General features: G+C 40.2%; 27 protein-coding genes and 1 riboswitch. Of the genes, 15 read left to right on the top strand and 12 right to left on the bottom strand.

Going from position 1 to position 25,054, the window contains the following annotated elements; translation table 11 throughout:
- Positions 1-105: 105 nt before the first annotated feature.
- Positions 106-1,311 carry an anhydro-N-acetylmuramic acid kinase gene (locus C2M33_RS03465; RefSeq protein WP_105173719.1) on the top strand — a complete coding sequence of 402 codons (1,206 nt, stop codon included), beginning with the start codon at positions 106-108 and terminating at the stop codon, positions 1,309-1,311.
- Between the two features lie 3 nt (positions 1,312-1,314).
- Here C2M33_RS03465 and C2M33_RS03460 read toward each other — a convergent pair whose 3' ends face one another.
- The 4 genes from C2M33_RS03460 to C2M33_RS03445 form a co-directional block, all read right to left on the bottom strand.
- Positions 1,315-1,791 carry a hypothetical protein gene (locus tag C2M33_RS03460; protein WP_105173718.1) on the bottom strand — a complete coding sequence of 159 codons (477 nt, stop codon included), beginning with the start codon at positions 1,789-1,791 and terminating at the stop codon, positions 1,315-1,317.
- Between the two features lie 182 nt (positions 1,792-1,973).
- Positions 1,974-2,519 (bottom strand): GGDEF domain-containing protein, encoded by a 546-nt coding sequence (locus C2M33_RS03455; RefSeq protein ID WP_158685555.1) that lies wholly within the window; start codon positions 2,517-2,519, stop codon positions 1,974-1,976.
- A gap of 53 nt (positions 2,520-2,572) precedes the next feature.
- The gene (locus C2M33_RS03450; RefSeq protein WP_105173716.1) at positions 2,573-2,878 is read right to left on the bottom strand and encodes a hypothetical protein; all 306 of its coding nucleotides are present in this window, start codon (positions 2,876-2,878) and stop codon (positions 2,573-2,575) included.
- A gap of 32 nt (positions 2,879-2,910) precedes the next feature.
- On the bottom strand, positions 2,911-3,792 hold the full coding sequence (locus C2M33_RS03445) for a tetratricopeptide repeat protein (protein ID WP_105173715.1): 882 nt from the start codon (positions 3,790-3,792) through the stop codon (positions 2,911-2,913).
- A 265-nt stretch (positions 3,793-4,057) separates the two neighbouring features.
- Here C2M33_RS03445 and C2M33_RS21270 point away from each other — a divergent pair, with 265 nt between their 5' ends.
- From C2M33_RS21270 to C2M33_RS03435, 3 genes are all read left to right on the top strand, one after another.
- Positions 4,058-4,372, top strand: a complete 315-nt coding sequence (locus C2M33_RS21270) for a hypothetical protein (protein ID WP_233999088.1) — start codon at positions 4,058-4,060, stop codon at positions 4,370-4,372.
- Positions 4,373-4,452: 80 nt separating this feature from the next.
- Positions 4,453-4,878: a hypothetical protein gene (locus tag C2M33_RS21265; protein ID WP_233999087.1), complete on the top strand. Its 426-nt coding sequence runs from the start codon at positions 4,453-4,455 to the stop codon at positions 4,876-4,878.
- 39 nt (positions 4,879-4,917) lie between these two features.
- Entirely contained in the window at positions 4,918-5,394 is a 477-nt protein-coding gene (locus C2M33_RS03435) for a hypothetical protein (protein ID WP_063704118.1), read from the top strand.
- Positions 5,395-5,428: 34 nt separating this feature from the next.
- On the opposite strand, the gene C2M33_RS03430 is transcribed toward C2M33_RS03435, so the two are convergent.
- The 3 genes from C2M33_RS03430 to C2M33_RS03420 all read right to left on the bottom strand — a co-directional run bounded on the left by C2M33_RS03430 (position 5,429) and on the right by C2M33_RS03420 (position 8,405).
- Positions 5,429-5,764 (bottom strand): hypothetical protein, encoded by a 336-nt coding sequence (locus C2M33_RS03430; RefSeq protein WP_063704120.1) that lies wholly within the window; start codon positions 5,762-5,764, stop codon positions 5,429-5,431.
- Positions 5,765-6,378: 614 nt separating this feature from the next.
- Positions 6,379-7,416, bottom strand: coding sequence for a methionine synthase (locus C2M33_RS03425; protein ID WP_105173714.1), 1,038 nt, complete (start codon positions 7,414-7,416; stop codon positions 6,379-6,381).
- An 11-nt stretch (positions 7,417-7,427) separates the two neighbouring features.
- Entirely contained in the window at positions 7,428-8,405 is a 978-nt protein-coding gene (locus C2M33_RS03420) for a DUF1852 domain-containing protein (RefSeq protein ID WP_105173713.1), read from the bottom strand.
- A 380-nt stretch (positions 8,406-8,785) separates the two neighbouring features.
- Between C2M33_RS03420 and C2M33_RS03410 the strand changes: the two genes are divergently transcribed.
- The 5 genes from C2M33_RS03410 to arsJ all read left to right on the top strand — a co-directional run bounded on the left by C2M33_RS03410 (position 8,786) and on the right by arsJ (position 14,078).
- Positions 8,786-9,595, top strand: a complete 810-nt coding sequence (locus C2M33_RS03410; protein WP_105173711.1) for a sulfite exporter TauE/SafE family protein — start codon at positions 8,786-8,788, stop codon at positions 9,593-9,595.
- Positions 9,596-9,724: 129 nt separating this feature from the next.
- Positions 9,725-10,870, top strand: coding sequence for a serine hydrolase domain-containing protein (locus tag C2M33_RS03405; RefSeq protein WP_105173710.1), 1,146 nt, complete (start codon positions 9,725-9,727; stop codon positions 10,868-10,870).
- Positions 10,871-11,012: 142 nt separating this feature from the next.
- Positions 11,013-11,777 carry a metalloregulator ArsR/SmtB family transcription factor gene (locus C2M33_RS03400; protein ID WP_063704131.1) on the top strand — a complete coding sequence of 255 codons (765 nt, stop codon included), beginning with the start codon at positions 11,013-11,015 and terminating at the stop codon, positions 11,775-11,777.
- Positions 11,778-11,853: 76 nt separating this feature from the next.
- Entirely contained in the window at positions 11,854-12,864 is a 1,011-nt protein-coding gene (locus tag C2M33_RS03395) for an ArsJ-associated glyceraldehyde-3-phosphate dehydrogenase (protein WP_063704134.1), read from the top strand.
- Positions 12,865-12,869: 5 nt separating this feature from the next.
- Positions 12,870-14,078 carry an organoarsenical effux MFS transporter ArsJ gene (gene arsJ, locus C2M33_RS03390; protein ID WP_105173709.1) on the top strand — a complete coding sequence of 403 codons (1,209 nt, stop codon included), beginning with the start codon at positions 12,870-12,872 and terminating at the stop codon, positions 14,076-14,078.
- Positions 14,079-14,321: 243 nt separating this feature from the next.
- On the opposite strand, the gene C2M33_RS03385 is transcribed toward arsJ, so the two are convergent.
- Together C2M33_RS03385 and C2M33_RS03380 are read right to left on the bottom strand one after the other, a co-directional pair.
- Entirely contained in the window at positions 14,322-15,080 is a 759-nt protein-coding gene (locus C2M33_RS03385; protein ID WP_063704139.1) for an AAA family ATPase, read from the bottom strand.
- Between the two features lie 145 nt (positions 15,081-15,225).
- Positions 15,226-16,125 carry a LysR substrate-binding domain-containing protein gene (locus tag C2M33_RS03380; protein ID WP_105173708.1) on the bottom strand — a complete coding sequence of 300 codons (900 nt, stop codon included), beginning with the start codon at positions 16,123-16,125 and terminating at the stop codon, positions 15,226-15,228.
- 100 nt (positions 16,126-16,225) lie between these two features.
- Between C2M33_RS03380 and C2M33_RS03375 the strand changes: the two genes are divergently transcribed.
- The 5 genes from C2M33_RS03375 to C2M33_RS03355 all read left to right on the top strand — a co-directional run bounded on the left by C2M33_RS03375 (position 16,226) and on the right by C2M33_RS03355 (position 20,929).
- Complete coding sequence (locus C2M33_RS03375; RefSeq protein WP_105173707.1) at positions 16,226-17,125, top strand: EamA family transporter; 900 nt, start codon at positions 16,226-16,228, stop codon at positions 17,123-17,125.
- 63 nt (positions 17,126-17,188) lie between these two features.
- Positions 17,189-18,157, top strand: a complete 969-nt coding sequence (locus C2M33_RS03370; RefSeq protein WP_105173706.1) for a hypothetical protein — start codon at positions 17,189-17,191, stop codon at positions 18,155-18,157.
- Between the two features lie 217 nt (positions 18,158-18,374).
- On the top strand, positions 18,375-18,749 hold the full coding sequence (locus C2M33_RS03365) for a hypothetical protein (protein WP_158685554.1): 375 nt from the start codon (positions 18,375-18,377) through the stop codon (positions 18,747-18,749).
- A gap of 336 nt (positions 18,750-19,085) precedes the next feature.
- Positions 19,086-20,057 carry a calcium/sodium antiporter gene (locus C2M33_RS03360; protein ID WP_105173704.1) on the top strand — a complete coding sequence of 324 codons (972 nt, stop codon included), beginning with the start codon at positions 19,086-19,088 and terminating at the stop codon, positions 20,055-20,057.
- Between the two features lie 35 nt (positions 20,058-20,092).
- Positions 20,093-20,929 (top strand): mechanosensitive ion channel family protein, encoded by an 837-nt coding sequence (locus tag C2M33_RS03355; RefSeq protein ID WP_105173703.1) that lies wholly within the window; start codon positions 20,093-20,095, stop codon positions 20,927-20,929.
- A 71-nt stretch (positions 20,930-21,000) separates the two neighbouring features.
- Here C2M33_RS03355 and C2M33_RS03350 read toward each other — a convergent pair whose 3' ends face one another.
- The 3 genes from C2M33_RS03350 to C2M33_RS03340 all read right to left on the bottom strand — a co-directional run bounded on the left by C2M33_RS03350 (position 21,001) and on the right by C2M33_RS03340 (position 23,240).
- Positions 21,001-21,750, bottom strand: coding sequence for a hypothetical protein (locus tag C2M33_RS03350; RefSeq protein ID WP_063704154.1), 750 nt, complete (start codon positions 21,748-21,750; stop codon positions 21,001-21,003).
- 16 nt (positions 21,751-21,766) lie between these two features.
- Positions 21,767-21,862: riboswitch (cyclic di-GMP riboswitch) on the bottom strand.
- Positions 21,863-22,262: 400 nt separating this feature from the next.
- The gene (locus tag C2M33_RS03345; protein ID WP_063704157.1) at positions 22,263-22,598 is read right to left on the bottom strand and encodes a zinc ribbon domain-containing protein YjdM; all 336 of its coding nucleotides are present in this window, start codon (positions 22,596-22,598) and stop codon (positions 22,263-22,265) included.
- Between the two features lie 75 nt (positions 22,599-22,673).
- Positions 22,674-23,240 carry a Tll0287-like domain-containing protein gene (locus tag C2M33_RS03340; RefSeq protein ID WP_063704160.1) on the bottom strand — a complete coding sequence of 189 codons (567 nt, stop codon included), beginning with the start codon at positions 23,238-23,240 and terminating at the stop codon, positions 22,674-22,676.
- Positions 23,241-23,485: 245 nt separating this feature from the next.
- Between C2M33_RS03340 and C2M33_RS03335 the strand changes: the two genes are divergently transcribed.
- Positions 23,486-25,021 carry an EAL domain-containing protein gene (locus tag C2M33_RS03335; protein WP_105173702.1) on the top strand — a complete coding sequence of 512 codons (1,536 nt, stop codon included), beginning with the start codon at positions 23,486-23,488 and terminating at the stop codon, positions 25,019-25,021.
- The last annotated feature ends 33 nt before the right edge of the window (positions 25,022-25,054 follow it).

Genomic DNA, 25,054 nt, shown 5'->3' with positions numbered 1-25,054 from the left:
CTTTGCAATAATTATTCTTTAAATCTATTATTTTAAAATATAAACTATTCCAAGTCGTCAACCCGCTTATTTACATCTAATAAGCTGATTTTAAGTGATTTATTTATGCATCAACATATTGAAAAACTGTATTTAAGCGCAAAAAAAGAAAGAAAATTAATAATTGGTCTAATGAGTGGCACCTCATTAGATGGTCTTGATATCGCGCTATGCGAAGTATCAGGGCAGGGCATGGATACTCATGTAGAAGTATTAAAGTTTACGACGGTAGACTACGACGATGATTATAAAATGCGTGTGAAACGAGTGTTCGCCAAACGCGAATGTGATCTTGAAGAAGTCACTTTACTCAATCCTTGGATTGGTCAATTACATGGTGAAATGGTTGCCAAAACGTTAGCCAGCTGGGGAGTAGCAAAAGAACTTGTTGATTTGATTGCCAGCCACGGACAAACTATTTATCACTGCCCTAAAAACCAACACAAGCGTGCAGAATATGGCAATGCAACACTACAAATTGGTGACAGCGATCATTTAGCGGTGACTGCAGGTATTACGACCATCGCTGATTTTAGACAAAAGCACATTGCAGCGGGTGGCGAAGGTGCACCGCTTGCGGTATATGGTGACTACTTGTATTTCACAAGTACCAGCGAAAACCGTATATTGCTAAATATGGGCGGCATTGCAAACTTAACCTACTTACCTAAATCTGCAGATGCACGAGCGGTTTTTAGCTCTGATATAGGCCCAGGTAATACCATTATGGATGCCTATATACAGCGTTATTTTGCTCCACTTCATTATGATAAAGATGCCACTATTGCAGCAAAAGGCACGGTAAGTGAAGATTTACTCGCAGCGCTATGTGATGATGCGTTTTTTGCTTTAGGTTTTCCAAAAACCACCGGGCCAGAAGTGTTTAATCTAGACTATTTAGCCGCAGCACAAGCACGCTCGAATACGCAGAACTTATCGCACTTTGATGTGATGGCAACTTTAGTGCAGTTTTCAGGGGTAATGATTGCTAAAGCAATTAACCAATGCAGCGAAGGCTTGACCGATGTGGCTGTATACGCCAGTGGTGGTGGAGTTCATAACCCATTATTAATGGACATTATTTTGGCTAATTGCCCAGCGCTTTCTGAGATAAATAACACCGATTCGTTGGGGATAAATCCAGATGCAAAAGAAGCCGTGTTATTTGCTATTTTAGCGAACGAATGCTTGTCGGGTGGGCAACAACGCTTTGGTAATACCGAGCAAGGGATCCCCGATATTACCATGGGTAAAATTAGCTTTGCTGACTAGGCCCTAGAAAAAGGCTAAAAAGCTTGCGCCAATATTACTGATGTAATGGCGTAAGCCATTGTTTTTAGCTTGCTCAGAAGGTATTAGCTCTGGTGATGTGCTTGCTGCAATGCTGACATCAAACTGGGCGCTGTCTTTAAGTGTTGCATGCATGCCGTGTAGCATTAATTGCAATACAAATTCACCACTGTGAGTAACGTTTTCTAAGGTAAGCATAATAACGTGCTGCTCTAGATCGTGTTGCGTTAAAGTGTGTGCAGTAAAATACGCAGACTCACGTGCATCAGGGCGCGTTGCACTGATAGAGATCACATCACCTTCATGGGCATCATCTGGCAGCACACAACAAAATACAACACGCTTTTGCTCATTAGCCGCAAAATGCAATTGTTCATATTCCATAGTATGTGCAAGTGCAGCACATAAAGGATCTTCACTAGAGGGGAGTGCAAACGAAAGTTGCACCAAGGCACTGTCCATTACTTCTTCATTACGTTAGCTGATTAAATTAGCGTCAATTATTGATCGGTTAGATGACAGAATTATGACTATTGTCATATTGCGGATTATTTATTTCAGAAACAGAGAAAAGTTGAATGTTTGATTCGTTTGGTCGGATATTAGTCTGTCTTTTTTGATTGTTGTTGAACTCCTTCTTAAAACTAAGAATAAACAGCATTTCGCCCTCCTCTTTTTGCTTCATAAAGGTGTAAGTCGACTCTTTTGGCTGCCTGTTCAGATGTTTCATTTGGTGCAATTTCTATAACACCTAAACTTATCGTTGCGCTTATAGACAATGATGTGTGTTCCTTTTCGGCAACAGAAAGCCTAATACGCTCGGCAATATCTTTTGCATGCTCTAAAGATTGATTCTCAAGCACAATTAAAAACTCTTCGCCGCCGACACGACCTACCCGATCAGAACAACGGACTGTTTGCACAATCGTATTGGTTATGGAAATGATTAATTCATCACCAATATCGTGACCATATTGATCATTGACCGCTTTAAAATGATCGATATCGATAGAAATTAATGAGCTGACTTGTTGATTTAGTTTGTTTTGCAGCATGACGCTTCGTTTTAAATTTAATATAGCTCTTCGATTCGCTATGCCTGTTAGTTCATCTTTTAAAGCGAGTATTTCAAAGTACTTTTTCTGGCGAACTTGTTTGAATGTATAAACGGCGAATAAGAGTAAACACACGCAAGTTATCATCACAGTTAAGCCTTGCCAAAAAGACTTATCTTCGGCTACAGCTAAAAGTTTTTGTTGTAGTTTGATTCATGCTCTAAACGAGAAATCTCAAGGATCTGCTGTTCATAATTAAAGTTTAATCTGGCAGAAATAAGAGTGTTATTTGCGATAGCTTGTTGTTTATCTTTAATTAAAGCGATTAATTGTTGTTGAGATGCTATTTGTAAGGAAGTATCTCCTGTTGCAGCTGCAAGCTGAGAGGTTAAATTTAAATAACGCTCCTTTAAGCTCTTGGGCCAAGATTGTTGTTGCCCGGCGGTTATCTTCTCATGAGATGAAAGGGCAGCTTGCAACTGAGCTGTAGCCAAGTACCATTCTGATTTAGTGAAGTTGTAAAGAGTCAAAATCCAGTGTCAGTAACAGAGAGCGTGTTCAACTCATTTAGGTATGACTCAGCCTGAGATAAACTATTAAGTTTTATATTGAGTTCTGTAAGTTTAATTAATATGTAAGCATATCCGTTGTCGCTTTCGAAACGGCGAACATCTTTTTTAATCGACTCGTATAGCTCAATAGCCTTTATTAAGTCGCCTTTTTCTTCATAGGCATACGCGAGTTGATCCGTTACTTTGTACTGCTCTTGCTCATTGAATTTTGTTAACGCTAATTTGGCTCGCTGCAGTTGCTCAATTGCAAGTTCATAGTTGTACAGCGCTATGTGAATATCGGCAATTTCTTTTAATGCCAGGGCTTTTTCGTAGTCATTACCTACTTTTTCAAATAACTGATAAGCCGTTTTAGCAGAGTCGAATGCTTCTTGATAGTTGCCTTTAGCTAACTGAATACGGTTAAGTACTATGTGGGCAAGAGCAATGATTGACAATTTTTTTGAAGAGGTTATTTCGTCTAATGACGGTATGTTAATTATTGGTTTTAAGTGTTCGAGAGCTTTCTGGTAGTTACCTTGCGTATACTCTTGATTTGCTTCACAGACAGCAAGTTCCTGTATTAAGTTTAAATTGTTTACTTGTTGAATGATTGGTTTGGCTGTTTCTAGAAACTGTTTATATTCGCTAATCACGTTTGGGGTTGATACATTAGAAAACCAACATTTAAACGCCATCACTTGCGCATTATCTAGCGCATTTTCATAAGGCATTTGCTTTTCTAATCTAGCTAAAATTTCGACAGATTCAGAATATGTTGTATAACCGTGAAGAGCGCGGCTGATTTCACTCTGAACATCCTTTGCAGCCACATTGGTTGCAAAAAATAGCAACAAGCACAATATCCTTATCATTTGAGCATTACTCCATAAAGCTACTCTGATACCAATCAATGATATTTTCTTATAATTGCAGCTAGCTTAGCATAATGAAATTATTGTTTATAAGATTTTACGTTGAAAAAATATAAATAATTTAATGCTTTAAGCTATGCTTGGTTGCTTTTGGGATTTGAAAGTAGCTCAACACAAAGTAATAGAATTGTGTACCTAAAATGGTATAGTTACTTTAAATAGTTTTAATTAAAAGGATGTATTTTTCATGTTAAACAAAATATTACTTTGTAGTGCTTTTTTATTTTCTGTTACAGCACTGGCTGAAAGACCAGACTATTTTAATGATGAAATAGATAAAGAGTATCGCGCGGTATTAAAGCACATGGATGAAATGATGCCGCAAACCGATTTAGAGCTTGCCTACTTACCCTCTTTTTATCCATTTAGCATCTTTGATATTCATGCAACTAAATTTACAAATGACAAAGATAAGCAAGCGTTCACTAACTTTAACTTAGGTGTGCTTGGTAGCCAGTTTTTAAATGTTGAAGAGCAAGTTGGAACAAACTTCCAAATTTAGTTATTTGTAAAAAAGAAAAGTGTACTGAACAAAGACTTAAGTTAATTCGGTCATTTTTAGATGTATCGGAGGCTAAGGTTTTGGCATTTAAAAATAGCCAAACTTTAAAACTTGTACAGCAATCTGCGCCGCACGTGTACCGTGTTAACAATACTTTTTATTCTCCCACCCAATTAATAAGCTATACACCATCAAAATATGCTGGGTTTGTACCCTCTGCCGATTATAAAATTTTAAGCCCTGATGCAGAGCCAAACTTGATGGAGCTATCAGCTGATACACAAGAACTCAGAGATTTAATGGTTGAGTATAAGGTTGCAGCTATTACAAAAGATGAGTATGACAGCGTCAATGTGATCTTTGGTGGCCTTAGCGATAATCATTGGGGAGTAGTCCTTTTAGAGAAATACACTATACCTAAAAGCGGTGATAGAAATGCTTTTGGCCTAGAGTACGACATAATCAAACCGCTCTCCAAGACAAGTTTTTATTATCAAACTAATTAAACCAAGTTTTTCAACAAACATTTATCAATGGAGTAAACAATGGGGTTGTCTGAAAATAACAAATCAAAGACCCATAGTTTTGTGTTGAAAAGTTTTGGATTAATAACACTTTTTATATCTCTGACAGGAAATGCTGCCGAACAGCAAATACAGCAGCAAGTTGATGCGTTTATTCAGAGCCAATATAAAGACCACGTCCTAGAGTTAGTCTCTGATAATGAAATTGGCCAATTAAAGCGTTTTTATGAGCATAGTGATGGCAGAGTCTCTATATTTTGGATTTATCAAACAGGCAATGTTTGGTTAGAGAAGTTGACTCTAATTAAGGTTCGGGGTGATGGTTATAGCGAGTTGTCGTCTATTTCTTTTAACGGCGTAGTAGATAGTACGAAAAAGATTGGCGAAGAGCTTGCCATACAATTACGTACATATGATGAAAGTGATCCTCGTTGCTGCCCTAGCAAGAAAATCACTTTACGCTACCGTATTTATAATGGTGAGTTAGTTAAGTTATAGCCTGATTGTTTTGCATCAGGCTATAAATCAAGAATTAGCAAATATGGTATTCGCCACGGGGTTTGTTGCTGAACATAAAGGCTTGTAACTCAGATTTAAGAACTTCGACAATATCCGTTGTAAAAGGCGTTCTTATTTCACCAGAGTCTAAATATCTCAGTAAATCAATTTCATGTTTAAGTGCTGACTGAATCGAATAACTAATTGGGTAGGTTACTTTAAACTGTTTATGCGATATCACATTGTCGTGGTTTTCAATGTCGACATAGAAAGTTAATTGCTCGTCTTCTTCGCAAATGTCGCTACAGGTGCCTTGCTCACGAATACAATCCAAGACAATATTTCTGATGAAAATATCAAATTCGTTCATATTAATCCCTCAATTTTTGCCCATCCATTGGGTACAACTGAAATCTAGCAAAAAATAATTAATCTAGCCAATTCAATTTTGCAGCTTTTGGATTAACTCTTTCTGAACGGGTTGGTTTAAAAGCATTAGGGGGACGTAGGAGTTAGTTGATAGAGGATAGACGTTAGAGGATATGATGAGCGAAACAAGTTTCACGCCTACGTTGTAGCAGCGGCTTTATACTGTGGCATTGATAAATATTACGAGAAACGAGAAACGAGAAATGAGAAGCGAGAAACGAGAAGCGAGAAGCGAGAAACGAGAAACGAAATACGAGAAACGAAATACGAGAAACGAAATACGAGAGGCGAGATAAAACGCGATGTAAAATCGCTGCTACACAATCAGGTCCATACCAAATATAAAATCTGACGGACTAAAGCCTGACCTACAAGGTCGTCATTTATGGCGACTAGGGGTGAGGTAGACGCGCACCTCGATCCTCGCATCTCGACCCTCGCATCTCGAACCTCGTAACTCGAACCTCGAATCTCGATCCTCGCAACTTTCCCCTTTCCCCTAATAACTCGCTAACTACTCCTAAAGCCTAAAGCCTAGAGCCTAGAGCCCAGAGCCTAAATCCTAGCCCCTAAAACCTCACCCCTCACAATCTCTGCGCCTTTACTTAGCGCACTAAGCTTGGCGCTTGCTATGTTGCGAGGGAGGGGAGCCATACCGCAGTTTGTACATGGGTAAAGCTTGTCGGCATCAACATATTTCAGGGCTTCTCGTAATGTCTGTGCTACCTCATCAGGGGTTTCAATTTCATTGCTCGCTACATCAATGGCACCAACCATCACTTTTTTGCCGCGAATGAGTGCTAATAGCTCAATGGGCACGCGAGAGTTGTGGCACTCAAGTGAAATAATATCGATATTCGACTTTTGAAGTTTTGGGAATACTTCTTCGTATTGACGCCATTCATTGCCTAGTGTTTGTTTCCAATCAGTGTTTGCTTTAATGCCATAGCCGTAGCAAATGTGCACGGCGGTTTCGCACTTTAAGCCTTCGATTGCTCTTTCTAGGCACTTAATGCCCCAGTCATTAACATCATCGAAGAACACATTAAACGCGGGCTCATCAAATTGAATAATATCAACACCCGCAGCTTCGAGCTCTTTCGCTTCTTGATTGAGGATTTTGGCAAATTCCCACGCCAGTTGTTCACGGCTTTGATAGTGGGCGTCATACAAGGTGTCAATCATCGTCATAGGGCCTGGCAGCGCCCATTTTATAGGTTGCTTGGTCTGCGAACGTAAAAACTTAGCATCTTCAACAAACACCGGTTTGCTGCGTGATACCGGGCCAATTACACTTGGTACACTGGCTTCGTAGCGATTACGAATGGTCACTGTTTTACGGTTTTCAAAATCAACGCCATTTAAGTGTTCGATAAAGGTCGTTACAAAGTGTTGGCGAGTTTGCTCGCCGTCGCTCACGATATCAACGCCAGCTTGTTGTTGCTCTTGTAAGGCAACACGTAGCGCGTCTTGTTTGCCGTCGATAAGCTCTGCGCCTTGCAACTTCCAAGGCGACCATAAGGTTTCAGGCTCAGCAAGCCAAGCAGGTTTTGGTAAGCTGCCAGCTGTCGATGTGGGTAATAACTTTCTCATTTTTACTCTCTTTAAATCGCGTAGTTGGCAGACCATTTCTCAAGCACTGATTGATAAGGCTTAATAAAGTGCTGCTCAGTAAATTTACCTTGTGCAATCGCAAGTTGGCTGCGCTCTTCACGGTCGTAGACAATCTGCGTGATCGAGTGATCGGCGTTTCTTAAATTTGGTTGATAGCAACTACCCGCCACGGCATTGGCATTATAAATTTCTGGACGATAGATTTTCTGGAATGTTTCCATGGTGCTAATCGTGCTGATCAACTCTAAGTTGGTGTAATCGTTCAGCAAGTCACCAAAGAAATAAAACGCCAGCGGAGCAACTGTGTTTGGTGGCATAAAATAGCGCACCTGCAAGCCCATTTTTTTAAAGTATTGCTCGGTTAATGACGACTCATTTGGTTGGTACTCAGCACCTAAAATTGGGTGTTGGTTTTCTGTGCGATGGTACGTTTTGTTATCAGACACGCTTAAACAAATAACCGGTGGTTTTTTAAAGTGCTGTTTGTAAGTCTCTGAGTCAATAAAGTATTTAAAGAGTTTACCGTGTAAGTCACCAAAGTTTTCGGGAATGCTAAATTCGTTTTTCGCTTTGTTATGATCAAGCAGCAGTACGCTAAAATCATAATCGCGCACGTAAGATGAAAAGTTATTACCAACAATACCTTCGATACGTTCATTAGTTTGGTGATCAATGATATTAGTTTTTAGTACTTCAATTGACGGGAATGCCTCTGTGCTTTGTGCAATTTCTAAATCAACAGAGATGATCTCAAGTTCTACAGAGTAGCGGTCACCTTGCGGGTTATCCCAGTTTGCTAGCGCATTAAAGCGGCTATCAATCATTTTTAATGCATTACGCAAATTCTGCTGGCGACTTTCACCGCGAGCTAGGTTTGCAAAGTTTGTGGTAAGTCGTGTGCTATTTGACGGATGATAATTCTCGTCGAGGCAAATACTTTTAATTGTAAATCTGAAATCGTTGTTCATGGCAATGTATCCAAAAGTCCTGAGATAAATGATTGCTGCTCACCTTCCTTAAATCGCTAGGTCATTAACCTTAGGTTGCTCTGCAGCGCTAATAAATTTATACGTTCTTACTATCATGAAGAAAAACGTTTTTATTTCAGGTAAAACATGAGGCAGATTCATGAATATTTGCTGTTTTAGTAAAACATTTAGGAAGGGATAGTGAAAAAATGCTCTAACGTCACTCTGGACGTCTGGATTTCTAAATTGGTTTGTTAGAGTTGCAGTAATTTCATATAAAACGTGAGTAATATTCAATACTTAACAGGACTTTTGAGAGCAACCCCGTACTTTATTGTTGTTATACTCGTCTCCCTAAACCAACAACACAGACAAATACAATGAATGAATTAATCGTGCTTATTATTGCTTGCGCCATACTTGGTAGCGGAGTGGGCTTTTTAGCTGGGCTATTAGGAATTGGTGGAGGCCTAGTAATTGTGCCTATTTTAAGCATGATCTTGCTGCATTTTCAGGTGTTACCTGCTGAGCAAGTTGTGCTGGTGGCGATTGCTACATCGCTTGCCTCAATTCTATTTACATCTACGTCATCAGCTATCGCTCACCATAAAAATGGTAATGTGCCTTGGCAATTGGCTCCGTGGGTAATGACTGGGGTTGCACTAGGTGCACTTATCAGTGGTTTTTTGGCTTCGCTATTACCGGCAAATGTGGTGCGAATAGTGTTTGCTGTGAGTGTAGTGCTTATTGCATTAAAAATGATTTTCAGCAGTAAAAACGATAGCCAAACATTACGCTCGCTACCTAATAAAGGCCTTTTGACACTTTATACAAGCATCACAGGGGGGCTTTCTGCCATGATAGGTATTGGCGGTGGTGCGGTTCTTGTGCCGTTACTGACGTTTTTCTCGGTCGATATGAAAAAAGCTATTGGCTGTGCCTCGGCCTGCGGTATTGTCATTGCGCTATTTGGCTCAGTGGGTTACATCAGTTCGGGTAGTCAGTACTTTACATTAAAAGAGGGCTTTGCCGGTTTTGTTTATTTACCAGCCTTGTTTGGCATTGTGTGTACTTCGTGGTTTACCGCGCCATTAGGTGCAAAAGCAACGCATCATTTGCCTGTGTCTACCATCAAGAAAATCTTTGCTGGGCTTTTGGTAATTATGGCTGTGAATATGCTTACTAAATAGTGTTAACGTATTAATTAGACAACACGAAAGCTGTTTGTTAATGTCAGTTAAGCAGTATTTAGGCTGCTCAACTGCCTTTTTTCGAAAGCTGTAGGCGCTAATTAAGGACTATTTTTTAAGGAAAATGTTATGGAACGCTGGTGCTTTCAAGCGAGTAAAAAAACACTAAGCTCTTTATTTGTTGCTCTATCGCTAATGGCTTTGCCAGTGACTGCTGAGCCTACAAAGCCACTCGAAACTCACCATGCTTTAATGGGCCAAGTTCTCAATGCAAACCAACAAGCTCCCCTTAAAGGTTTTGCACTTCATGTGATTGTTGATGATGGACATGCTTTTTCAACGGCAAAGCAAAGTAAAGAAAATGCGCCGCAAGTTATTAACCCAAATAGTTTATTTAGAATTGCCAGTGTGACCAAAACTTTCACTGCGGCAACGGCGCTACGTTTGCACGAGGAAGGAAAACTAAGCCTTGATACAACGCTCGATAAGTTAATTTCTGATGACTTTTATGCGCTTCTTGAAAGCGATGGTTATGCCCTTGATAAAATGACGCTTAAGCAAGTGCTGAGTCACACGGCAGGGTTATACGATCACGCCCAAAGCGATCAGTATTTAGCTGGCATAATGGCAAATCCGCAGCAAGAAATTACGATGCGCGAGCAAATTAAAGGGTGTGTAGAGTGGGGCGACCCAGTTGGTAAACCTGGTGAGCGTTTTTCATATTCAGATACCGGGTATGTGTTACTCGGCCACATTATTGAAAGAGTGACAGATTTACCGCTACCTGAAGCGGTTCGCCAATATTTAAGTTTCGATAAAAACCAGATTGAAAATGTGATCTGGGAACGGGGTGATACGGTTGCTGTGGATGAGTCTCGACGCGTACATCAATACTTGCATGGCACCGACACGTTTAATTGGAGCCCAACAGTCGATTTATATGGTGGCGGTGGGCTTGTTGCCAGCCCAATCGGTATGGCTAAATTTTATCAGGCTTTATTTTCAGGTAAGGTCCTTAAACACCCAGAAACACTTACACTCATGCTCTCGGATACAGGCTTACCTGCAGATAGCCCTTATCGTTTAGGTGTATTTGCCAAAGACTATAACGGCACCTTGGTTTATCAACATGGTGGCTTTTGGGGCACTTTGGTGATGTATGAACCAACAACGCAGGTGGTGGTAGCAGGGGCTGTTACTCAGCAAGAAGACTACGCCCAGCTTGAAAAAGTAATGAGTGGCTATTTAATTTTACAAGCAAAATCAGCACTCTAAACACGCCAAAATCTAAACTGGCGCACATATGCGCCAGATCCTTTCTTTAGTTCAATTCAAGCTAAGTCATTATGGAAGAGAAATGACTTGCGCACTTCATATAACAAAAATATTATATAACCAAATTGTTATGGAGTGAGTCGTGAAAGTTCTCTTTTTATGTACAGAAAATTCAGCCCGTTCAATTATGGCTGAGGCGTTGCTTAAACATCACGGTAAAGGTGAGTTTGAGGTGTTTAGTGCGGGTACTGAACCTAATGCGGTAGACCCTCGTACGCTTGCGGCGATTGAGCATTTTGGTTTAAAAACCGATGACTTACACTCAAAGCACTTAAACGATGTAACTAACCTCCATTTGGATTACGTCATAACTTTATGTGATGACGCTGCCAAAGAATGCGCCAATCGCGTCGATGGCAGCCATTGCCTTGCATGGGATTTTATCGATCCTAAAACGCGTCCTGAACCCCACGCCTTTGAAAAAACCTTGCAAGAGCTCAATGAGCGAATCAAACAGTTTGTGCAATCCCATAACAAAGAAAAACCAGCATCGATTTCGCCAACCACATTTTATAAAGCGCTTGCAGATGATATTCGTTTAAAAAGCTTATTACTAATCGCCGTTGAGCAAGAGGTTTGCGTATGCGAACTAATGACGGCACTTAATGAGCAGAGCCAGCCAAAGGTTTCAAGGCATTTAGCGCAACTTAAAAAACAGGGCATTTTGTCGGATAGAAAGCACCAGCAGTGGGTGTTTTACTCTTTAAACCCGACCTTACCAATGTGGATGAAACAAACAATTACCTCGACCGTGGTAAACGAACCTAATTTTATAGAAAACGAGTTAGCAAGGCTAAATGCGATGGGCGATGATCGCCCAACTCGTGTGACGCGCTGTTGCAATTAAACAAAACGGTTTGCTGTTAACTGTCGGCAAACCCAGTAAAACAAGTTAGACAATTTTAAAAAGTAGGAGCTTAACAATGGCAATTAAAGTAGGCATTAATGGTTTTGGCCGTATGGGTCGTTTATCGCTAAGAGCAGCGTTTACATGGGACGACGTTGAGTTTGTGCAAATTAATGACCCAGCGGGTGACGCAGCTACATTGGCTCACTTACTAAAGTATGATTCGGTGCACGGTATTTGGCCTCATGAGGTTGAAAGTAACGACAACGCTGTGATCATCGATGGTCAGATGATTAACGTTACACAAAATAAAGCGATTGCAGACACTGATTGGTCTGGTTGCGATATCGTTATTGAAGCCTCTGGTGTGATGAAAGAAAAGTCACTACTTCAGGCATATCTTGACCAAGGTGTGAAGAAAGTCGTTGTCACTGCCCCTGTAAAAGAAGACGGTGTGCTGAATATAGTGATGGGTGTAAACGACGATTTATACGACGTAAACCAACACGATATTGTGACTGCCGCATCGTGCACTACCAACTGTTTAGCGCCTGTGGTTAAAGTATTGCAAGAAAAAATTGGTATCAAACATGGTTCAATGACCACTATTCACGATATTACTAATACGCAAACTATCTTAGATGCGCCGCATAAAGACTTACGACGTGCTCGCGCATGTGGCATGAGCTTAATTCCAACTACAACCGGCTCTGCAACAGCGATTACACATATTTTCCCTGAACTTAAAGGTAAATTAAATGGCCACGCGGTTCGTGTGCCGTTAGCCAATGCATCAATCACAGACTGTGTGTTTGAAGTTGAAAAGCCCACTACTGCTGAGCAAATTAACCAGTGGATGCAAGAAGCCGCAGAGGGCCAGCTAAAAGGTATTTTGGGCTATGAAGAAAAGCCACTTGTTTCTATCGATTACAAAACTGATCCACGCTCAAGCATTGTTGATGCGCTATCAACCATGGTTGTCAACGAGACACAAGTTAAGCTGTATGTTTGGTACGATAACGAATGGGGTTATGCAAACCGCACCGCCGAACTTGCCCGTAAAGTTGCGCGATCACTACAAGGTTAAAAGCAATGACGCGTTTGGCTAATCTTCCCGCTGATATAAAGCAGTACTTAATCGTTACCGGGAATTACTGGGCATTTACGCTTACAGATGGCGCATTGAGAATGTTGGTGGTACTGCATTTTCATGCGCTTGGCTACTCGCCTTTGAGTATTGCCATGCTGTTTTTGTTTTATGAGATTTTTGGTGTTGTCACTAACTTAGTGGGCGGCTATTTAGGCGCAAGGCTTGGTTTAAACAAGACCATGAACATTGGTCTTGCCATACAGGTTGTGGCCTTGTTCATGTTGGCAGTCCCCCCTGAATGGCTGAGTGTTGCCTATGTGATGTTAGCGCAGGCGCTGTCGGGTATTGCCAAAGATCTCAATAAAATGAGTGCTAAAAGCTCAATTAAAATGCTGGTTGCCAGTGGCCAAGAAGGCACTTTATTTAAATGGGTGGCGATACTAACAGGCTCTAAAAACGCATTAAAAGGTGTGGGCTTCTTTTTAGGTGGTTTACTTCTCACATTAATGTCGTTTAAAGGCGCAATGCTAACCATGGCTGCTACTTTGCTGGTGGTGTGGTGTTTTAGTCTTTATGCACTTAAAAATGATTTAGGCAAAGCCAAAAACAAACCTAAGTTTAACGAGATATTTTCAAAAAGCAGTTCAATCAACATTTTGTCAGCAGCAAGATTGTTCTTGTTTGGTGCGCGTGATGTTTGGTTTGTAGTTGCACTTCCGGTGTTTTTATCACAAGCCTTTGGCTGGGATCATTGGACCGTGGGGGCTTTTATAGCTGCGTGGATCATTGGTTATGGAATAGTGCAATCTTTTGCACCTAAAATCATTAAGCTTAATAAGCAAACATCACCAAGCGCAGAAACAGTTAAGTGGGCATCCTTGCTTGCGGTAGTCACCTTAGCCATTGCTCTTGCCATTGGTTTTGACTGGGCAGTAAAACCAATGCTGATAGGCGGACTGATGTTGTTCGGCGTGGTCTTCGCGATTAACTCATCTTTGCACAGCTACTTAATTGTTAGCATGGCGGATGCCGATGGCGTATCACTCGATGTCGGGTTTTACTATATGGCTAATGCCATGGGACGCTTAATTGGTACTGTGTTGTCAGGCTTAGTGTTTCAGCTTTATGGCTTAGCAGCCTGTTTGGCTATATCACTGTTATTTATTGTTATTACCGCCGTTATTTCGACTAAATTACCAAAACAAATTTAGTTAAATCTAAACACGCCCTACAAAGGTAAGCATGCTTTCTTGCTTACCTTTATTCATGCATAGCATCAGAAATAATAAAATCATACCAATTCGCTTAATTAAGTAGTCTATTTTGAGGCAATAAAACCTCGTTGATAGCAAGGCAAAAATTTCGTTATTTAGTTGTTCTAACTAAGAAATTTTTAACGCAGGTAGCGACAGGTTTAATCCCTCAAAATGATTAAGTATTATTGCTGATTGGTATCAGTCACCTTCAGGCTTGAAAAGCTCTTCGAGCATTGGCTGTGGGTTGTTTAGAAACGCCTTTGTAATTTGGTAATGCTCAGTATCCTCATAATTTATTTGTTCAATACCTTGTGCTCCCACTTGGAAGATCCTCGCACCCGGGTATGCCATTAAAATCGGTGAGTGTGTGGCAATAATGAACTGAGAGTTCTGTTCAATTAGTTGAAACATGCGACTTAAAACAGCCAACTGCCTTGAAGGAGAAAGTGCGGCCTCAGGCTCATCTAAAATGTAAAGCCCATTGCCAATGAAGCGGTTTACCATAAGCGCTAAAAAAGATTCGCCATGTGATTGGTGATGAAGGGATGTACCTCCATAGGCATCTATCAGTTTAGGCTCCCCAGAAAATCCCAAATCTAAGTCATCAATATTTGATGCAACGTTATAGAAACTTTCAGCTCGTAAGAAAAAACCATCTTTGTATCTCTTAAACGATTTTGAGAGTAGCAAGTACTTATGAAGCTCTGAATGCGAGTGTTGAGTTTGAAAGTTAAAGTTTTTAGAGCCACCTTCGGCGTTAAAACCTAAGCCGATAGCAATTGCTTCTAAAAGAGTCGATTTCCCAGAACCATTTTCACCCACAAATATTGTGACATGTTTTGAAAAGTCTATTTCAAAGAGCTGATTAACCGCAGGAATAGAGAATGGATATGTATCGAAAGAGAAAACGTGCTCTCGTTTGAGAGTCACCTTTTGTAGATACGGTAATGCTTCCATACAAAATATTCCTATTAAAGACCAAAATTAGTAAAAAACTGACAGAAATGCTCTGCTTATTTTAAAACCTAACTTAAAGGAGTTAGGTAAATACAATCAAAACTCTAAGAAAACCAAACTTTAAAAGCAATATTAGTAGACTTTACTAACTCGCTACAAATTCATTTTTTAGCCATGCGATCAATTGTTGAATGCTGGTATGCTTTAATTTGTCAGCTTTGCAGGCATAGAAAAATGACTGCTGCGGGTGGATTACTGCACTGCCTAGCTGCACTAATTCGCCATATTCGAGCTTTTCTAAAACAAATTGCTTATGGGTAACCAGTAGGCCTAGTTCTCTTGTTACAGCTTGCAATGCTTGAGCTGTGGTTTCAAAAGAACGGTTTTTTTGTGCTTTAGGGCAGGCAATATGGTTATGCTCTGCCCAAATCTGCCAGTTATTGTTTCTGCGGGCATTGAGTACCTGAATGGCTGGAAAGCGGTTTAATAGTTCATTGATGTTGTTTGTAGTTTCTGACTTTAATAATGACGGGCTGCAAACTAAAACAAGTTCATCATCTGCTAATTTCTCACAGTGGTACTTTTGCCAGTTTTGCGGATCGCCCTGAAAAATAGCCATGTCGATGTTGCGTCTTTCGAGGTCAACATCACCAACAAAGTTTGATAAGCGAATATCTAATTCAGCATAACTATTTTGTAGCTTATCAACCCTTGGTATCCACCAATGTAATGCCAAAGAGTTCACCATGTTGAGTGAAATAGAATGATGATCTTTGTCTTTATTTTTAACTTCTTCGCTTGCCGAAATAATGGCCTGAACGGCGGGCGAAACGCGCTGATAATATAGTTTTCCAGCATCATTTAAATACACTTGTCTGCCAACCCTATCGAACAGTTTTACCTCAAGCTGTTGCTCAAGAGACTTGATAGCTTGGCTGATAGCCGAGTGACTAACGTGAATTGAACCTGCGGCTTTAACCATGCTGCCAGTCTCTGCAACGGCAATGAAACTGTATAAGGATTTGAGCGGGATATTGTGTTTCATATGTTAGTTTTTCTTACATATTAATGCGGTTTTATTCGCTTTTTATAATTTCAGCAGAGCGTATCGTGAGCGTCATCTACTCGCTTTATAAACAATGTAAATGAATATTAGTCACCGCTCTAGTGCCTTAATGCTGCTATCTACCCTCACTCTAGCACTGAATGGACTGGTTACCCAGTTGTTAACCCCCATGCTGCCAATAATTTTACTGTTATTTTTAAGGTTGCTCTTACCTGGTTGTTTAATGTTAGCAACAGCACGAGCACGGTTTTGGCATTATGTTAGTTTTTCTGCATTAAAAAATGTGATGCTACGGGCTGTTTTTATCACCTTGTGCCAAGGATTTTTTATTTTAGCGCTTTACAAACTTACGTTAATTGAGGCAGTTGTGTTGTTTAGCACCGGGCCTTTGTTTATCCCATTGCTTGAAAGTGTGGTGTATAAGCGAGAAATCGACTTATTTGTCGTGCCGACTTTGTTGTTAATGATGATAGGGCTGATCATTCAAAGTTTGACCGACCAAGGGATTACGTTACGTTGGGAGCTATTAATTGGTCTGGCGGCTGGCTTTTTTAATGCTTGTTCGCAACTGTGTTTATTTCAAATTAGTAAAGAGAAAACCCCGGTTCTGGTTGCCAATGGTTTTTGCTTTTTAATTGCAGCACTATTCAGTACGCTATTTTTCATTCTGCCGCTGTTCGTTGGTGGGCTAAATGCTGAGTTCGCAGCAGGTAGCTGGGTGGTTGATAATGCGTGGTTAATGTTAGGTTTATTAGTGCTATTAGCGGTATTTAGTAGTGCTACGCAATACTTTAGAAGCTCAGCATATAAACTAGTTGCCACCGGCTCAGAGCTGGCGCCGCTGATTTATACATCAGTGGTATTCTCATACCTTCTTCAGTTAACCATTCTAGATAGCTCAGTAAATGGGCAACAGTTGTTAGGGATTAGTTTTATTGTTATTGCTTGCTTAATGCAAACGAAGCGAAACCGCAGTTAAGTTTCGCTTTCATCACTGTTTTCTTGTAACTTACTTAGCAACAAAAATGATAAGTAGGTTGTTATGTCTGGGCATGCTTTTGTTAGGCAAGGAATAAAGCCATTTTTAATTGTGGTATTGTTGTTCGTTATTTATATATATTTTTCACGAGAAGCTGCAATCTTTGTAACCAATTCAGAGTCATCAAATGATACAAAAGCTACGCAACACATTGAGGCACAAGTAAGCATACCAGCCACAAAGCCTGCTGCGAGCTTGTTAGCTGAGGAATCAGCTGAGCAAGGGAGTGAAGTTAATGATAGCCATGAACTTATTATCAAAAATGCACCGAAATGGCGTTTTGATGGTGTGTTAATTGACCACTTAACTGAGCTAAAGCAACGCGCTGAGCAAGGTGATGCTGAGGCTAACTATCTTATCGCACAAAATCTTAAGTACTGTTTTAATGCTCCTTTAGATGCTGAGGCGCTTGAAGCAACATTAACCGAAAGCTATGAGTTTAGCGATGCTGGCGATACGCAAAACCGTGTTTTAGAAAAATACGAGTATTGCCAAGGGGTTGATTTAGCAACGCGGCGGTCTTTTTACCGTTATCTGGTAATGGCAGCAGAAAAGGGCTCTGCCTTTGCACAGCAAACGTTTGCTGGGCTAACTCCCGAATTTTACATGAAGTCGCAATTTCCTGAGAAGTTGTCACGTGCCGAGTTCATCAAAAATCGCGATAGTTTTAAAGAGCGTAAAACCGTATTTTTAGAGCAAGCAGCAAAGCAGGGCAGTGAACAAGCGCTGATGAGTTTAGCGAGCATGTATTACAGCGAACAAGTTGGTGAGCATAGTGCAGCAAAAGCCTACGCTATGAATCGACTCATTATGGAAATCACGCAAAATAACGATGTGTATAATCGTTACGCGTGGTTTGAGCAAAGACAATACCCGACACTTTCAGATGAAGAGCTAAGTATCGCGAACAATTTTTTTGAACAATGGCTTTTGCAAATAAAGCAAAATGGTACGCTATACCCAAAGATTTAATAACCCAAAGCAAGGATGGCAATGATGTTTGAACCAAATTATGCAAGTTACACTCTTGAAGAGTTGTTAGATTGCAAAGCGAATATAGACGCACAAGCATGGCCCGAACGGATAATACCAATCCGCAATAATACTTAATCATTTTGAGGGATTAAACCTGTCGCTATCTGCGTTAAAAATTTCTGATTTAGAACAACTAAATAACGAGATTTTTGCCTTGCTATCAACGAGGTTTTATTGCCTCAAAATAGACCACTTAATTAAGCGAATTGGTATAAAAGACATCGAAAAAGCGTTGAGTGTTTATGCCAGTCAATCTGCTGAGCACGAAAAGCAGTACAAACAAGCTGTGTTTGATGCTTATTGCGAGACGCTCCGTCATGATCTGACACTGAGTATTGATGATAATATTCTCTGGTTGTTAAGGCCGTTTTCTAAGCAAGCTAAAGATATTACCCCCAGTACGTTTGCTGGCGAAGTCTGCCCGCTTTGCGCAGCAAAGCTAAGCGCAACAACTTGGGCTGCTGGCTGGCAGTTGAGCTGTGAAAATTGTCAAGTTACAGGGATTGTTGTAGAACATTTGAGTTTCTAAAGAATAAATAAAAAAGGAACAAATAGAGCTTTAATTGTATGACTTTTAGCTATATAGTCTGTACCTAACCTTAGGGGAGTAGTCTCTTAGATTAAGATGAACGTCAACAGTCTCCGAACCAATGTTCGTGGCGTTCATGTCCGCAAGCCGGATTGACAAGACTTAAGGCATGTATCGGGTTCAATGGGCGACCACGATGTATGCCTTATTGTTCTTCGCCCTAAGGAATCGTCTCGTGCTTGTTACATTTCAAAACCATTTTTATGGTTATTTCAGTTCTCTTAAATCGCTTTATTTACCACATTTCGCTTTGCCACCCTTTTGCGGGAGAGCACGATGATCTTGTTTATTCTTGCCATTATCGTTGGCTTTGCATTGCTGATTTGGAGTGCAGATCGTTTTGTTGATGGCGCCGCTGTAAGCGCAAAATATGCAGGTATGCCAAGTTTGCTCATTGGAATGATAGTGGTTGGCTTTGGTACGTCGGCTCCTGAGATGTTGGTATCGGCTATGGCTGCTGCTGATGGCAGTCCTGAGCTTGCTTTAGGCAATGCTGTGGGGTCAAACATTGTCAACATTGGGCTTATATTAGGGATAACCGCGTTAATAGCCCCGATTACTGTTCACTCTTTGATTGTCAAAAAAGAGATCCCGCTACTGCTTGCAGTAAGTGCGCTATTTGCATTACTGATTGTTGATGGCGACTTATCACGTTTCGATGCGGGTATCTTGTTATTTGGTTTTTGCAGTTTTATTGGTTGGAGTATTTATTCTGGCCTTAAAAGCAAAAATGACAGCTTAGCAAAAGATGTTGAGCACGAACTTAACGTGCAAACAATGTCACTTAAAGCGGCTATTACCTGGCTTATTGTTGGGCTTGTGGTCCTCATTGCAAGTTCAAGATTATTGGTATGGTGGGCAGTCAATATTGCCGAACTCATGGGCATTAGCGACCTCATTATAGGTCTCACAATCGTGGCACTTGGCACCTCCCTCCCTGAGCTTGCAGCTTCAATTGCCGCAGCCAGAAAAGGTGAACACGACATTGCGATTGGTAATGTGATTGGCTCAAACATGTTTAATATTTTAGCTGTCACAGGTATTGCAGGGATGATAGCGCCTGCTGTTAACCTTTCACCGGATCTATTATCGCGAGACTGGCTGGCGATGATCTGTCTTTCAATATTTTTATTAATTTTTGCCTATGGGCACCGTGGTGTTGGCAGGGTAAATCGCGCTGAAGGCGTTGGTTTATTGCTGATTTTTATTGCCTATAACGCATGGCTTTTACTTTCAATTTATAAATAAATGCAATTTAGAATTTAAAAAAATCAAGGACCTTTATGAAGCAAACTATCAATGAGTTTTGGCTCAATAACTCAGAAACAATTATAGCGCTAGGCTATAAAGTGATACTCGCAATTGCTATTTTAATTGCCAGTGCAGTACTTGCTAAGTCAGTGAAAAAGGCTATCAAAAACTCCAATGCTACCCTTAAAAAACTTGATAATACCTTGCTGCCTATTTTGTCGTCTGTGGCAGGTTATGCCGTGTATATTATTGGCGGGGTGTTTATTTTAGATATCTTTGGCGTGAATACAGCAAGCCTTATTGCTCTAATGGGTGCTGCTGGTTTAGCGATAGGGTTAGCCCTTAAAGACACCTTAAGTAATATTGCAGCAGGCATGATGTTACTTATATTAAGGCCGTTTAAAGTCGGTGATTTTGTTGAGATAGGCTCGATGCAAGGTACTGTCTCTGAGGTAAACCTATTCACCAGTGTTTTTCAAACGATTGATGGTCTTTATATCGCATCACCTAATGGCATAGTGTGGGGTAACAATATTAAAAACTTCACGCGAAATGGCAAACGCCGAATGGATATTGTTGTGGGTATTTCATATGCCGATTCAATCGATGATGGCTTTGCGGTGCTAAAAGATATTGCCGCGAACGAAAGCCGTTTACTGAGTGAGCCAGCGGCGCAAGTGATGGTGACAGCCATGGCTGAGAGCTCGGTGAATATTCAGCTAAGAGCATGGGCTAAAAATGAAGACTATTGGCAAACCTATTGGGATTTAAACAAACGAGTTAAAGAGTCAATCGAGAATGCAGGCCTGACAATTCCTTTCCCACAACGTACTTTACATATACCTGAAGGCGTGGTGACAAAAAAGTAAAATAAAAAAGCCTAGCGCAGGCTAGGCTTTGAATGAAAAGGAAAGCTAGTTATTGTGATTTTTCTAAATTATTATTTAAACACGACTTCACCATAGTAATGAGGCTCTTTACCATTTTGTTTAAGCATGTAAGTGCACTTGACGCCTTTTTTACCAAATTGACCAACAGGTGCATGATCTTTGAGTACATTTATTTTTTGACCATTGAAGTCACAAATAAAGTCACGGATTGAACCTTTAGTCGACGTAAAATCCCCAAGCTTCACTTTATGATTCTTTTTGAAAACAAAAGCTTTATGAGAGTTACCATTACGGTAATCGAACATATCCAAACTTAGGGTTGTTTTATAGCTTTTCGTTACAGCACCTTGGCCATTAGCATCGTTAATAATGCCTGTCCATGTTACAACTTTATTTTTTCCTCGATAGTGTTTTGGCGACTTACCTGTGTCTCCACCTGGCATCAAAGTAAAAGTTATAATTTCGGCATTACTACCGGGGCGAGATTTCCATGAGCATTCAATGCCGTTTTTGAATTGATGGTAATTCAATCCTTTTAGACCTGGCCCTTTAATAGCAGGGCAGGTTACTTTGCCGCCAATGCTATCCGAATACATCATTTTGTATTCTTCAGGTTTTATATATGCTTTGTTATCACCATTACCATAACGAACTTCATCGTAAGGAATGGTCAAGAAAACTCCTTTCGTGCCGATTTCGCCTCGCAATGACTGTGCACCAAAATTCGGATCGTCTACTGCGTAAGCTGTTGATGTGAAAGCGACAGCAAGTAATGCTGTGCTAAAGATGTGATGTTTCATTGTTCTGGATTCCAAATTCCACAACCCGGCTATCTTCCCATTTCCTTACTTCTTTCAGAGAAGACCCGTGGCTTTCCGTCCCTACCTCACAGTAGGTTTGGCAGTATTAATACATTAGTTTTGTTAAAAACATATTTGTATGACTGCATGAACACCTATTTATAGTTCCTAAATAGTGTTCAAAATACCTGCTTTTTAAACGTGGTTTAAATCATATTCCGTATTCAAGAAATAATGATTGAAAAGAAGTGTAGGAGAATAATTATTTAATGCAAAATAATTAGTATAAATTTATTATTCCTTTACCTTAAAGCAAGTGTTCTGGATCTGTTTTGGGATCAGTGTATTGTTTTTGGGTATGTTCTTATTATTTTGATTTTAAATGGAATATATTTTCAGTGAAGTTCTATATCTTTGAATTAAAATGCTATTCTATTTGAAATGTTTTTTTGTTTCTTTAAAGTATACTAATTGAGCAGTGTTTTTATATTGGGCACTGCTCAATATGTTTATTAAGCTTTTTTAACAAACTTAGCAGTTACCATCATTTCACCGACGCCATCAACTTTACAGTCTAATTCGTGGTCTTTTTTATCTAACACTCGGCGGATAACGGCTTTGGTGCCAATTTTAATTACTTGTGAGCTGCCTTTAATTTTTAAATCTTTAGCAACGGTCACTTTATCGCCATCGACCAATAAGGTACCGTTAGCATCTCTTACATCGATTACATCAACGTTATTAACAGCATTTGGATCCCACTCATGAGCGCACTCTGGGCATACTAAGTTGTTTTGATCTTCATACACGTATTCAGAGTTACATTGTGGGCAAGGAGGTAAAGACATAAATGGCACCTTGGTTGATTTTAAAAGGGTATTTTAATTGCTAAGAGCAAACTATGCGAGTACAAGGCATATATTTTATGGCTCAGACGTGTCGAGTTCTTTGGTAATAGAGAATATTCCTCTTAAATCACCAAGCTGATAACCTGTCGCTAAATCATTTGGGTAATGCTCGCTAAGCGCTTGCTTTACTTCTGGCGCAATCGTTTGACCATGACAATTGAGGCACACTGGCGCGACTTTTATCGCTTTAGCAAAGCGAAATTGACCATCTTTGCTGGTTGAAAAAGTCACATTATCGATGCTTTCTGTGTTTCTGATCATATCGAGCAACTGAGCGATTTTTTCAGCTTCCCAGTCATCAGGTTTATTATTTGGATTACGGTTTTTAGTGCTTTTACGCGCTACAGTCCAACCATCGGTTGATAAGCTTTCAGCAATGGCTGGGGCTTGCATTTTGCACACGTTAATTCCTTCAACTAAACCGCCTTGTTTGATTGCAGCTGCCAATGCTGATTTGAGCGTCGTGGCAAATTCAGTTGCTCGCTCAGCTGCTTCGGTTTCTAGAGTCGCTGAGTTTGTTGCGGCATACAGACTAGGAGAAAGTAATGCAGTACATAGCACAATATTTCTTAAGGAAAGCATAGTAAAACCTTATATTAGATATATCTAATATAGTAGTTCGTTTTTACCAATTTAGCGAATATAATTGTTGAGTTTTTCAGTTCTATGACAATGCTAAAAAAGAGCGTTATTTGTATTTTTAGGTACACCTTTTTTATGGCATTTAAGTTAGAATGTGCAATGCTTATTATCAGATAACATATTGAGTTTGCACTTTGCCTAAACGCAGATACAAAATTAAAGCCATAACGCTTGCGAGTATTGGAATGATGCTTGTTTTTGCTATCGATTACCCAATGGAAGTCGCGGCAAAAAAGCAGGTTGCGCGAGAGCAAATACGGGCAGACTACCAATGGCTTAAATCAGATCTTGATAAGCAAACTAAGCAATTAAAAGATTTTTTTATTCAGTCAGATACGCTTGATCCGAGCTGCTCAAGCACGACGTTGCTAGCGCTTCGCCAAGCCCATTTTCATATCTCGAATGTTGCCGAATTTGGTGTTGTAAACCCAGATGGCTATTTAACCTGTACCAGTTGGGGGGCTCCACCTGAGCCAATAAAGACCATAGGCCCTAAGCCTGTTAAAAGCCAACAGCTGCGTTATTTTGGGCCAATTCATACCAATTACATTGGTGAAGCTGCTTTGGTTATAGCTAAAACCCGCAGTGATGGCTTTGAGATTAATGCTTTATTGCCGCAGCCATTATTGAGCCGAAAAATAAATGAGCTTGATAGACCCTATGATTTTGTTGCTTTAGTCGATGCAAAATTGGGTGTACCTATCACGATTGTGGGTGGTTATACCTTGCCACTTGACTATGATTTGTTTCCTTTAACGAAAACGACTGAGCTTAATGATCATCGGTTTGACGATACACATCAGCACTATTTACTAGCTGAGCCTGTCAAAGATATCCCGAGTCTTGCTTTGGTCGTCGCTGTCAATGTTGATACCTTATACAGAGGTGTTTATACCCCGCCTTTGGCAAGTATTTCATTGTATGTGTTTGTATTTGTTTTATTGTTCTTCTTTTCTAAAGCGTACCATCAAAATTACCGAAGCCGTAAAAATGAGCTGATTAACCATTTAAACTCTGGTGATTTTATTAACTTTTATCAGCTTATTTGGAATGCAAACACAAAACAGTTTGCAGGGGTTGAAGTGTTAGTAAGGTTAAATCATCCACTAGAGGGAGTCTTAACGCCGAATCGCTTTTTACCGGATATTGAAAGCAATAACCTTAACTTAGCACTGACCTATGCTGTGATTGAAAATATCACCGAAGATTTAGTAAAGCTCACCCAGTGGCATCCAACATTAAAGGTGAATATCAACATTACCGGTGAACACCTCAAAGATGACAAATTTAAGCAGCTTGCTCTTGAGTTGAACACCCAGATCCCACATTTGGTACTCGAAATAACCGAAAACGAACTGATTGAATCTGACGATACTGAAGTGATAGAGACCATTACGCTATTTAGAGAGCAGGGGGTCAGAGTGGCTATTGATGACTTTGGAACGGGTTATGCTGGCCTGCAATATTTAAAATCATTGCCTTTTGATATTTTAAAAATCGATCAAAGTTACACCGCAGCCATTGGCACTAATTCACAGCTGGCTATTTTACTTGATGCGTTAATCGAACTGGCTAAAAAACTTGAGATTGATATTGTTGCTGAAGGGGTGGAAACCCAAGCTCAGGCTGATTACTTGTTGGCAAAAGAAGTCTATTTCCATCAAGGTTGGCTGTATCATAAAGCGCAAGGCATCGAACAGCTAATAAGCAAAAAACTGTGACTTTATTTTTCACTTAGTTATAGTGGTGAAAAA

This window comes from Pseudoalteromonas sp. T1lg122, from assembly GCF_002964825.1.
GTDB classification, from domain to species: Bacteria; Pseudomonadota; Gammaproteobacteria; order Enterobacterales; family Alteromonadaceae; genus Pseudoalteromonas; species Pseudoalteromonas gelatinilytica.
Note: the sequence above shows the minus strand (reverse complement) of the source record. Positions and strands in the feature narration are given on the sequence as shown.

Excerpts from the sequence above, each read along its gene's own strand:
- C2M33_RS03335 (WP_105173702.1), top strand. The coding sequence starts at position 23,486 with ATGATGCTTGTTTTTGCTATCGATTACCCAATGGAAGTCGCGGCAAAA.
- C2M33_RS03395 (WP_063704134.1), top strand. The coding sequence starts at position 11,854 with ATGGCAATTAAAGTAGGCATTAATGGTTTTGGCCGTATGGGTCGTTTA.
- C2M33_RS03425 (WP_105173714.1), bottom strand. The coding sequence starts at position 7,416 with ATGAGAAAGTTATTACCCACATCGACAGCTGGCAGCTTACCAAAACCT.
- C2M33_RS03340 (WP_063704160.1), bottom strand. The coding sequence starts at position 23,240 with ATGCTTTCCTTAAGAAATATTGTGCTATGTACTGCATTACTTTCTCCT.
- C2M33_RS03430 (WP_063704120.1), bottom strand. The coding sequence starts at position 5,764 with ATGAACGAATTTGATATTTTCATCAGAAATATTGTCTTGGATTGTATT.
- C2M33_RS03355 (WP_105173703.1), top strand. The coding sequence starts at position 20,093 with ATGAAGCAAACTATCAATGAGTTTTGGCTCAATAACTCAGAAACAATT.
- C2M33_RS03345 (WP_063704157.1), bottom strand. The coding sequence starts at position 22,598 with ATGTCTTTACCTCCTTGCCCACAATGTAACTCTGAATACGTGTATGAA.
- C2M33_RS03375 (WP_105173707.1), top strand. The coding sequence starts at position 16,226 with ATGAATATTAGTCACCGCTCTAGTGCCTTAATGCTGCTATCTACCCTC.
- C2M33_RS03410 (WP_105173711.1), top strand. The coding sequence starts at position 8,786 with ATGAATGAATTAATCGTGCTTATTATTGCTTGCGCCATACTTGGTAGC.
- C2M33_RS21270 (WP_233999088.1), top strand. The coding sequence starts at position 4,058 with ATGTTAAACAAAATATTACTTTGTAGTGCTTTTTTATTTTCTGTTACA.
- C2M33_RS03385 (WP_063704139.1), bottom strand. The coding sequence starts at position 15,080 with ATGGAAGCATTACCGTATCTACAAAAGGTGACTCTCAAACGAGAGCAC.
- C2M33_RS03350 (WP_063704154.1), bottom strand. The coding sequence starts at position 21,750 with ATGAAACATCACATCTTTAGCACAGCATTACTTGCTGTCGCTTTCACA.
- C2M33_RS03370 (WP_105173706.1), top strand. The coding sequence starts at position 17,189 with ATGTCTGGGCATGCTTTTGTTAGGCAAGGAATAAAGCCATTTTTAATT.
- C2M33_RS03360 (WP_105173704.1), top strand. The coding sequence starts at position 19,086 with ATGATCTTGTTTATTCTTGCCATTATCGTTGGCTTTGCATTGCTGATT.
- C2M33_RS03435 (WP_063704118.1), top strand. The coding sequence starts at position 4,918 with ATGGGGTTGTCTGAAAATAACAAATCAAAGACCCATAGTTTTGTGTTG.
- C2M33_RS03465 (WP_105173719.1), top strand. The coding sequence starts at position 106 with ATGCATCAACATATTGAAAAACTGTATTTAAGCGCAAAAAAAGAAAGA.
- C2M33_RS03460 (WP_105173718.1), bottom strand. The coding sequence starts at position 1,791 with ATGGACAGTGCCTTGGTGCAACTTTCGTTTGCACTCCCCTCTAGTGAA.
- C2M33_RS03380 (WP_105173708.1), bottom strand. The coding sequence starts at position 16,125 with ATGAAACACAATATCCCGCTCAAATCCTTATACAGTTTCATTGCCGTT.
- C2M33_RS03405 (WP_105173710.1), top strand. The coding sequence starts at position 9,725 with ATGGAACGCTGGTGCTTTCAAGCGAGTAAAAAAACACTAAGCTCTTTA.
- C2M33_RS03420 (WP_105173713.1), bottom strand. The coding sequence starts at position 8,405 with ATGAACAACGATTTCAGATTTACAATTAAAAGTATTTGCCTCGACGAG.
- arsJ (WP_105173709.1), top strand. The coding sequence starts at position 12,870 with ATGACGCGTTTGGCTAATCTTCCCGCTGATATAAAGCAGTACTTAATC.